Origin of the sequence: Staphylococcus sp. HMSC14D10 (assembly GCF_001808125.1) — a bacterium.
Taxonomy (GTDB): Bacteria; Bacillota; Bacilli; order Staphylococcales; family Staphylococcaceae; genus Staphylococcus; species Staphylococcus haemolyticus.
This window is the reverse complement of sequence record NZ_KV792240.1, coordinates 47569-56476: the sequence shown is the minus strand read 5'-3', so window position 1 is coordinate 56476 and position 8908 is coordinate 47569. Positions and strand designations below refer to the sequence as shown.

Annotated in this window: 9 protein-coding genes; 1 reads left to right on the top strand and 8 read right to left on the bottom strand. The window is 32.5% G+C overall.

Features of this window, described 5'->3' with window-relative positions:
• Positions 1 to 106 precede the first annotated feature (106 nt).
• Entirely contained in the window at positions 107 to 1765 is a 1659-nt protein-coding gene (gene fakA / locus HMPREF3134_RS03380; protein ID WP_070440716.1) for a fatty acid kinase catalytic subunit FakA, read from the bottom strand.
• A gap of 20 nt (positions 1766 to 1785) precedes the next feature.
• Positions 1786 to 2154 (bottom strand): Asp23/Gls24 family envelope stress response protein, encoded by a 369-nt coding sequence (locus HMPREF3134_RS03375; RefSeq protein WP_011275975.1) that lies wholly within the window; start codon positions 2152 to 2154, stop codon positions 1786 to 1788.
• A 268-nt stretch (positions 2155 to 2422) separates the two neighbouring features.
• On the opposite strand from HMPREF3134_RS03375, the gene rpmB reads away from it, so the two are divergent.
• Positions 2423 to 2611: a 50S ribosomal protein L28 gene (gene rpmB / locus HMPREF3134_RS03370; protein WP_011275976.1), complete on the top strand. Its 189-nt coding sequence runs from the start codon at positions 2423 to 2425 to the stop codon at positions 2609 to 2611.
• A gap of 61 nt (positions 2612 to 2672) precedes the next feature.
• On the opposite strand, the gene HMPREF3134_RS03365 is transcribed toward rpmB, so the two are convergent.
• From HMPREF3134_RS03365 to rlmN, 6 genes are all read right to left on the bottom strand, one after another.
• Positions 2673 to 3314: a thiamine diphosphokinase gene (locus tag HMPREF3134_RS03365; RefSeq protein ID WP_070440714.1), complete on the bottom strand. Its 642-nt coding sequence runs from the start codon at positions 3312 to 3314 to the stop codon at positions 2673 to 2675.
• A 7-nt stretch (positions 3315 to 3321) separates the two neighbouring features.
• A complete protein-coding gene (gene rpe, locus HMPREF3134_RS03360) occupies positions 3322 to 3966 on the bottom strand; it encodes a ribulose-phosphate 3-epimerase (protein WP_037552315.1) in 645 nt (214 codons plus the stop codon).
• Positions 3966 to 4841 (bottom strand): ribosome small subunit-dependent GTPase A, encoded by an 876-nt coding sequence (gene rsgA, locus HMPREF3134_RS03355; RefSeq protein WP_070440710.1) that lies wholly within the window; start codon positions 4839 to 4841, stop codon positions 3966 to 3968. The genes rpe and rsgA overlap by 1 nt, the downstream gene beginning before the upstream one ends.
• Before the next feature lie 198 nt (positions 4842 to 5039).
• Complete coding sequence (pknB, locus tag HMPREF3134_RS03350) at positions 5040 to 7067, bottom strand: Stk1 family PASTA domain-containing Ser/Thr kinase (protein WP_070440707.1); 2028 nt, start codon at positions 7065 to 7067, stop codon at positions 5040 to 5042.
• The gene (locus HMPREF3134_RS03345; protein ID WP_070440704.1) at positions 7064 to 7807 is read right to left on the bottom strand and encodes a Stp1/IreP family PP2C-type Ser/Thr phosphatase; all 744 of its coding nucleotides are present in this window, start codon (positions 7805 to 7807) and stop codon (positions 7064 to 7066) included. The genes pknB and HMPREF3134_RS03345 overlap by 4 nt, the downstream gene beginning before the upstream one ends.
• A gap of 5 nt (positions 7808 to 7812) precedes the next feature.
• Positions 7813 to 8907 carry a dual-specificity RNA methyltransferase RlmN gene (gene rlmN / locus HMPREF3134_RS03340; RefSeq protein ID WP_011275982.1) on the bottom strand — a complete coding sequence of 365 codons (1095 nt, stop codon included), beginning with the start codon at positions 8905 to 8907 and terminating at the stop codon, positions 7813 to 7815.
• Position 8908: the final 1 nt, after the last annotated feature.

The window sequence follows — 8908 nt, the reverse complement described above, 5'->3', positions numbered from 1 at the left end:
GCTAATAATTATAGAGGTAATTGCGCCATTTTTGCATTCAAACATAAAAAATAGCTATGAAGCATTCTATAGTCATAGATTACTTCATAGCTATTTTAGTAATTAGTTATTCAACTGAGAATAAATATTGATAAATCGGTTGCCCACCATTATGTTCTTCTACTTCAACATCTGGGTATTCACTTTCAACCCATTCTACTAATTTGTCAGAGATTTCATCATTTGCATCCTCACCAGCAATGATAGTTAAAATTTCACTATCTTCGTTAAGCATAGCTTTAAGCAAACCAGTGACTGTAGCAAATTCATCATCATTGCTTGTAACAATTTTGCTTTCTGACAATCCCATGAATTCGCCTTTTTTAATTTCTACACCATCAATTTTAGTGTCACGAACAGCAAATGTTACTGAACCAGATTTCACTGATTCTAATGCTGTTGTCATATGAGAGTGATTATCTTCAAGTGATGATGAAGGATCGTATTGGAACAATGCCGCAATACCTTGTGGAATTGATGTTGTAGGTATAACAACTGTATCCGCTTCAACTAAAGTTGCAGCTTGATCACTCGACATTCTAATATTTTTATTATTCGGTAGAATAATAGCGCGTTTGCATTGCGATTGCTCAATTACTTTCACAATATCTTCTGTTGAAGGATTCATTGTTTGCCCACCACTTATGATATGTGTCGCACCCATAGATGTAAACAATTCAGAAATACCATCACCCATTGAAATCGCGATAATCGCAGTCTCAACTGTTTTTGATTCTTCTTGCTGTTCAGAATGATGATTTAGTTTCTCTTTTCTAATCACTTCACGATGTTGTTCACGCATATTTTCAACTTTTAATTTAATAAGTTCACCATACTCTTGACCATAGTTGAACACTTCACCAGGCGTTTCAGTATGTACGTGCACTTTAACAATTTCATCATCATTAATCACAAGTAAAGAATCACCGAATTGACTCATATCTGTTCTAAATGTTTGTTCATCAAATGCTCTTTTATCTTTTCCAAAGCGAACCATCATTTCAGTACAATAGCCGTATTTAATATCTTCAGTATTTATCACACCGTGGAAATCATGTTCTTCATGTACTAATTCTTCTGTGTTTAACTTTTCTTTTTTAGCTTCAATAGTTTGACCTGTCAATCCTTTTAAGAAGCCTTCATACACACATAGTAATCCTTTACCGCCACTATCTACTACACCAACTTCTTTTAATACGGCAAGTAGATTTGGCGTATTATTTAATGATTTTTCAGCTTCCGCAATTGTATATTCCATAACTTCAACGCAATCATCTGTTTCTTCGGCTTTATTAACCGCAGCTTTTGCAGCATCTTTAGCAACAGTTAAGATCGTACCTTCAACCGGTTTCATCACTGCTTTATAAGCTGTATCAACTCCCGCTTGAAAACTACTTGCAAGTTGTTGCGCATTTATTTCATTTTCAGTTTCGATATTTTTACAGAAACCTCTAAATAATTGAGATAGAATAACACCTGAGTTGCCACGAGCACCCATAAGTAATCCTTTAGAGAATGTCTTCCCTAATTCACCAATGCTTTGAGATAAATTATTTTCAACTTCTTCACGTCCAGAAGTAATTGTAAGATTCATATTCGTTCCTGTGTCGCCATCTGGCACAGGGTATACATTTAAAGAATCCACTAAATCTGCATTATTAGATAAATTTTGTGCCCCTTGTATTATCATATCGGCAAATAATTTACCATTAATTTTGCTAATCATCCTGCTAAGTCCTCCTATACCTACTTGCCCTTATTATTAAGTCTTACACCTTGTACAAATATATTAATTGAATTCACTTTAACATTTAGTGAGTTTTCAAGTGTATATTTTACTGATGATTGTACGTTGTTTGCTACTTCTGAAATTTTTACACCATAGCTTACAATAATATACATATCTATATCAATGACACCATTGTTTTCTTTTACTTCAATGCCTCTAGCATAATTTTCATGTCCTAAAATTTCGGCAATGCCATCTCTAACTTGTTGTCTTGATGCCATACCTACAATACCATAGCTTTCAACAGCTTTGCTGCCTACTACAGAAGCAATGACTTCATTTGAGATATCGATTTTACCATAATCATTTGAGATTTCTATTGTCATCTTTATATTCCTCCTGAAATTTGTTTAAAAATGACTTACAATTAAATTCATAATTGAAAATAACCGATTCTTCCATAAATAAGTCTTAATAACTTACTTAAATATATTACATAACTCCTCAGCTTACAATTATACCATAAATTATAAATTTCAAAACATTTTTAAAGAAAACGCCTTTAATTTCGTTGCTTTAAAATTTTATATATGGTATCTTATTGAAGTATATAAGTAGTCAAGTGTATTTATATTTATTAAAGGAGGTACTTTGATGGGTAAACAATGTTACGTAACAGGTCGTAAAGCATCGACTGGTAATAATCGTTCACACGCTTTAAATGCGAATAAACGCAGATTTAATGCTAACCTTCAAAAAGTTAGAATTTTAGTTGACGGAAAACCTAAAAAAGTTTGGGTTTCTGCTCGTGCTTTAAAATCTGGTAAAGTTACTAGAGTTTAATAAATATAATGCACTAAAAAATGCCTTCATATGTGGTGAAGGCATTTTTTTATGCTTAATTTTAATTTGCATCTCTACTTCTAATTTGTAAGACTTGTCCATCATGTACTTCGATTTGTGCAATTTTCTCTTTAACCTCATTCGATAATGTAAGTGTAGATCCTTTTTCAAGAGGTTGATGATTCAAATTGTATTTAAATCCAACTAATGACAAAGCAACCATATCACTAACTGGAATAAATGAAACATATGGATAATTTTGTAATTTATGAATTTCATGACTACCTTTCTTCAATAACTTAATTTCATTTTGTAGATCTTCAACAATAATTACGATGTTTTGTTCTACATATTTTGGCTTTTGTAGTATTTGTAAAACACCCATAAAATGATCTAATCTACCACCTGTTGCGCCATAAATATGTATTTCTGTAAATCCTCTATTAACAGCTTCCTCTACACCTAATGCCAAATCAGTATCATCTTTTTCAGCCTTAACTGGTTTGATATTTAATTCGTGTTTCAATTGATGACGTTCTTCTTCTGAAACAGAATCAAAATCTCCAACTGAGAAAACTGGAATAATAGAATGATTTATTAGAATAAGTGCACCTCTATCAATCCCGCCCCAGCGGTCCTTCTTCAATGCGGTTAATACATCTGATGGCAAATGACGGTCACTACATAATAAATTGATTCGCATATCAATATCAGCCTTTCAATAATTGTGTTACCTTACCATAATCTTTCTGTTTAAAGAAATAAGAACCGGTAACAAACATATCTGCCCCATTATCAGCACATATTTTAATAGTTTCATTGTTGATACCACCATCAACTTCGATATTAAAATTTAAATTTAATGATTGTCTTAAATCTCTTAAGATTTTCACTTTTGCTGCACATGCTTCTATAAATGATTGACCACCAAATCCTGGATTTACAGTCATAACAAGTACAAAATCAACAATTTCAAGTACTGGCAATAATGACTCAACTGGTGTACCAGGATTAATTACAACGCCAGCCTTCTTTCCGGCATTTTTTATCATTTGTAATGCTCTATGAATATGCTGTGTAGCCTCTACATGTATTGATATCATGTCAGCACCGTGTTCAGCAAAGGTATTAATATATTGTTCAGGTTGTTCGATCATTAAGTGAACATCAATCGGTAATTGAGTAATTGCTCTAACTGAATCAAGAATAGGAATACCAATAGAAATATTAGGTACAAATTGACCATCCATTACATCAAAGTGCAGACCATCAATTTGTGCTTCTTCTAAAGCTTTAATTTCATTCTCTAAATTTAAAAAATCGGCTGATAAAAGTGATGGGTAGATTTTCTTCATTAATATCTGACCTTTCTATTTGAAATTTCATTATATAATTGAATATAGTGATCATAGCGAAATTGTGCTAAATAACCATTTTCTAATTGCTGTTTGACATGACACTTTGGTTCCTTAATGTGGTTGCAATTTCGAAATTTACATTCCTCACCAAAGCGATTCATTTCTATAAAATAATGCTTCAATTCATCTTTATCAATATGATCGAAATCTAGCGCACTAAATCCAGGTGTATCTGCGATAAAACCAGATTCTCTTTCATACAACTCTACATGTCTAGTTGTATGTTTACCACGATTAAGCGACTTAGAGATATGATTAGTTTCTAAATTTAGTTCTGGTTTAAACGCATTGATAAACGTTGATTTACCTACACCTGATTGACCACTTAATACAATGAGCCCTTTAGGCCATGTAGCCACAACTTCTTGTTGATTCGTATGCTTACCTACAAATTGCGTATTGTAACCAATTTCTTTATAAATTTTTAACCACGCATTAATTTGTTCAATTTCATTTTCAGAGGCTAAATCCTTTTTAGTCACTAGAATACTCGGCTCTAAATTATACGAATGCGCTATAACCAAGAAGCGATCTAACAATTGCGTTGAAAAATCTGGTTCTACAGCGCTCATCACGATGATTAAGCCATCAATATTACTAACTGGTGGTCGTTTCAATTCATTATGACGCTCGTGAACGTGATGAATATAGCCCTCACTTGTGTTTTGAATTTCAAAATCAACGATATCCCCCACAATTGGTGAAAATTTCTTCTTTCTGAAAAGACCGCGTGGTTTAGTATCATATAAAGTTCCATCAACATCGACTTGATAGACACCACTAATTAGTTTGATAATTCGTCCAGTTTCCAAAATGACACCTCTTAATCATTATTTATATTAAATTATTATAGCAAATGCTTGAAGATTATTATATTCAGAAGTGAATTGAAGAGATGATTTATCATAATATATTTATTTTTTAGTTTACATAATAATTTTACGATATATTTTTCATGAAGAAACCCTTTTAGCGAATGTGCATTATTCCATTCACTAAAAGGGTTAAATTTAATATTCTATATCTTTATCTGCAATTACATCGCCATCAACTCTGATCGTATAGCCCGCGTCTGAGCCTTGCTCAATTTTAAGCGGAATCGTTATCGTTTTGTCATCTTTTATACTAAACGTTTGGCTAGCAGATGTGCCACTATTGTCCTTATCTCTAATGTAAACTTGAACTTTTTGACTTTCGTCATCTCCCGTATATGGGATGTGATATGTTTCTGTATAATTCTTAACTTTTTGTTTATCATCAGACTTGTCTTCACTAGAAGATTTAGATTTCTCTGAATCTTTGTCTTCATCTTTTGAAGATGCTTTTCCTTTTGAAACAATGAATTGTACTGTACTTCCCTCTTCAACCTCTGTATTTTTAGGGCTTTGTGAAATAATATTATCCTTTTTAACATTATTACTTGATTCTGTTGTCATTTGTACTTTCAGACCACTTTTTTCAAGTTCTTTCTTTGCAGTTTGATAATTTTTATTTTCATAATTTTTAACATATACCTTTTTAACACCTAATGATTCGGTTAAAGTAATTTGATGATCGTTTATGCGAACATAACTATCAGGATTAACACTTTGCTTAGCTATAGCACCTTTAGGTACCTGATTATTATATTCTTGATTGACTGTCACATGATCAAGTTTAGATTGTTTCAATTTATCTAATGCATCTGCTTTTTTCATGCCCATAACATTAGGCATTTTAGCACGTTCGGGCCCTTTTGAAAGCACAATATCTACTTTTTCATGCTGATTAACTCTTTCACCTTGTTTTGGTTTAGTCTTTATTATTTTATTTTCCGGATAATCATCACTGTAATCTCTAGAGATATTACCAATTTCTAAATGAGATTGTCGCAGAATTTTTTCCGCTTCTTTTTCAGTTTTACCTTTAAGATTAGGCATTTCCGCATATTTACTACCAAACATGCCCATCGCTATAAAACCAAATAAACTTGCGACTAATAAAAGTAAAATAAGCACAATAGCGAATTTCTTCTTTTTTGAACGTTTTTTCTTAGGTGGTTCATAGATTTGTGCTTCGCTAGTTTGAAAATGATGCTCATTAACAATCGGTATTTGCATCGTTTGTGCAATTTGTTTTTGTTCACTTTCTTCTTTTATTTTACTTTTAATATCTTGTCTATCAATCGATACTGTATTTGTCTCATCTTCTTCAATAGAATGCTTCTTTTCATTAGCACGACTAGAGACAAGCACACTACTTAAATCTTCTTTCATATCTTTAACACTTTGATAGCGATCAGAGGTTTTCTTCTCCGTTGCTTTAAGTACGACATTACTAAGTGATTGAGGTATTTCAGATCTTAACTCCGTTACATTTGGAATTGAATCTTGAATATGTTTTATTGCGATACTAACGGCTGTCTCACCATTAAAAGGCGGTTCACCAACTAACATTTCGTAAAGAACAATACCAATGGAATAGATATCAGTTGCTTCATTCGTAGTTTCACCTTTAGCTTGTTCTGGTGAGAGATACTGAACTGTACCTAATACATGATTCGTCTGTGTCATAGATGTTTCACTTAACGCTTTTGCAATTCCAAAGTCAAAAATTTTTAATGTTTTATTCTTATCAATTAAAATGTTCTGAGGTTTTATATCTCTATGTATGATAAGTTTTTCATGTGCTTGAGCCACACCTTTTAAAATCTGATTCGTGAAATCAATAGCTGTATCTACACTTAAAGGTCCATGGCTATGTATGTATTCTGATAAGGTAGGTCCATCTATATATTCCATAATTAGAAAGAAGAACTCTTCATCTTCTTGAACATCATATACTTCAACAATATTTTCATGTGAAAGTTGTGTCGCATTGTTAACTTCACGTTCGAAACGCTTCATCGTTTCTTCTTTTTCATTCTGAGGAATAGAGATTGCTTTAATCGCTACTTCACGATTTAAAATGGTATCTTCTGCTAAGTAAACGGTACTCATACCCCCGCCACCAAGCTTATCTACTATTTTGTAACGTTCACTAACTATCTTTCCAATCATAGATGATCACCTTCAATAGCTGCTATTAAGACACTGATGTTATCTTTTGAATCATGATTTAATGCTAATTGAATTAGTTGCTCCCCATGTTCTTCTAATGATAATGATTCATTGAAAGACTCATGAATAATTTCACCTCTAACATAGTCCGTTAAGCCATCAGAATTTAACATTATAAAGTCATAATGATTAAAACGTTTTGTAAATATATCTGGACTCACTCGTTTATCTGTCCCCATTACTTTAGTAATAATATTACGTTGCGGGTGTGTAAAAGCTTCTTCTTCAGTTATTTGACCTGTCATTACTAAATGATTTACAAACGAATGATCATAAGTAATTTGTTCAATTTCTCTAGAGTTAATTAGATAGGCTCTAGAATCCCCTATATTGGCCACTACCAATTGTTTATCAAATACAAGGGCACAAACGCATGTTGTACCCATACCTTTGTATTCTTCATTAGTTTGAGCATATTCAAATAGTTCACGATTAATCTCTTTTAAATTAAAACGCAACCAAGTTTCGGCTTGTTCATACTCTATAAAATTCTCATCTTCAAAACGTTTTTGAAGTTCATAAGTAACAAACTGACTTGCAATTTCCCCCGCTTTATGACCACCCATACCATCACATAATACTAATAACTGTTGTTGGGTTTGGTTATAAAAAATACCTCCTGCATCTTCATTTTTATTTCTATGTTGTCCAGTATCTGTGAAAAATTGTGCGTTTAGCATTGTGATTACCTCGTTTCTACTTGTCGTTCCTTCGCTCTTAATTGTCCACATGCTGCGTCAATATCTGATCCTTGTTCTCTTCTAATTGTAGCATTAATACCTAATCGTTTTAGTTCTTTTTCAAATTTAAAAATATCGTCTTTAGGTGTTTTGACGTAATTTCGTTCTGGAACATGATTAACTGGGATTAAGTTAACATGACAATTCAAATCTTTAATAAGATGTGCTAAATCACGTGCGTGCTCTAGTTGATCATTTACGCCACCGAACAATCCATATTCAAATGTCACACGGCGATTTGTTTTTTCTTGATAATATTTGATTGCTTCCATTAATTTATCTACATGATATGCTCTGTTAATCGGCATTAATTTAGATCGAATTTCATCTTTAGCTGCATGCAAACTTACGGCAAAGTTAATTTGAATGTCTTCTTCGGCAAAATCATAAATACGTGGAATAATACCTGATGTTGAAACTGTAATATGGCGTGCACCGATGTTTAAACTGTTGTCATCATTAACAATACGTAAGAAATCCATCATTTCATCATAATTCTCAAAAGGTTCACCAATACCCATTATAACAATTTGGGATACACGTTCATCAGTTGCATCTAATGCTTTTTGAACTGTTAAGACTTGTGAAACAATTTCTCCTGCTTCTAAATTACGTTTTAAGCCTCCTAATGTTGAGGCACAGAATGTACAACCGATACGACAACCAACTTGAGTTGTCACACAAACTGAATTTCCATAGTCATGTCGCATTAATACGGTTTCAATAGTATAGCCATCTTGTAGTTCAAATAGGAATTTAATTGTTCCATCTTTACTTTCTTGTTTAACAACAGTAGTTAAAGTTGTCATTGCAAAATTATCTTTTAAAACTTGACGCAAATCTTTGGATAAATTTGTCATGTCATCAATGCTATCTACGCGCTTTTGATATAACCATTCAAATATTTGTTTGGCTCTAAATTTTTGTTGGCCGTGTTCTACTAACCATTCTTGCATTTCATCATATCTTAATGAGTAAATCGACTGTTTTTCAAAATCAGGCAAGAATTTATTTTTCTTCTTTTTTTCAGTAGTTATCATC

Excerpts from the sequence above, each read along its gene's own strand:
- fakA (WP_070440716.1), bottom strand. The coding sequence starts at position 1,765 with ATGATTAGCAAAATTAATGGTAAATTATTTGCCGATATGATAATACAA.
- HMPREF3134_RS03375 (WP_011275975.1), bottom strand. The coding sequence starts at position 2,154 with ATGACAATAGAAATCTCAAATGATTATGGTAAAATCGATATCTCAAAT.
- rpmB (WP_011275976.1), top strand. The coding sequence starts at position 2,423 with ATGGGTAAACAATGTTACGTAACAGGTCGTAAAGCATCGACTGGTAAT.
- HMPREF3134_RS03365 (WP_070440714.1), bottom strand. The coding sequence starts at position 3,314 with ATGCGAATCAATTTATTATGTAGTGACCGTCATTTGCCATCAGATGTA.
- rpe (WP_037552315.1), bottom strand. The coding sequence starts at position 3,966 with ATGAAGAAAATCTACCCATCACTTTTATCAGCCGATTTTTTAAATTTA.
- pknB (WP_070440707.1), bottom strand. The coding sequence starts at position 7,067 with ATGATTGGAAAGATAGTTAGTGAACGTTACAAAATAGTAGATAAGCTT.
- HMPREF3134_RS03345 (WP_070440704.1), bottom strand. The coding sequence starts at position 7,807 with ATGCTAAACGCACAATTTTTCACAGATACTGGACAACATAGAAATAAA.
- rlmN (WP_011275982.1), bottom strand. The coding sequence starts at position 8,907 with ATGATAACTACTGAAAAAAAGAAGAAAAATAAATTCTTGCCTGATTTT.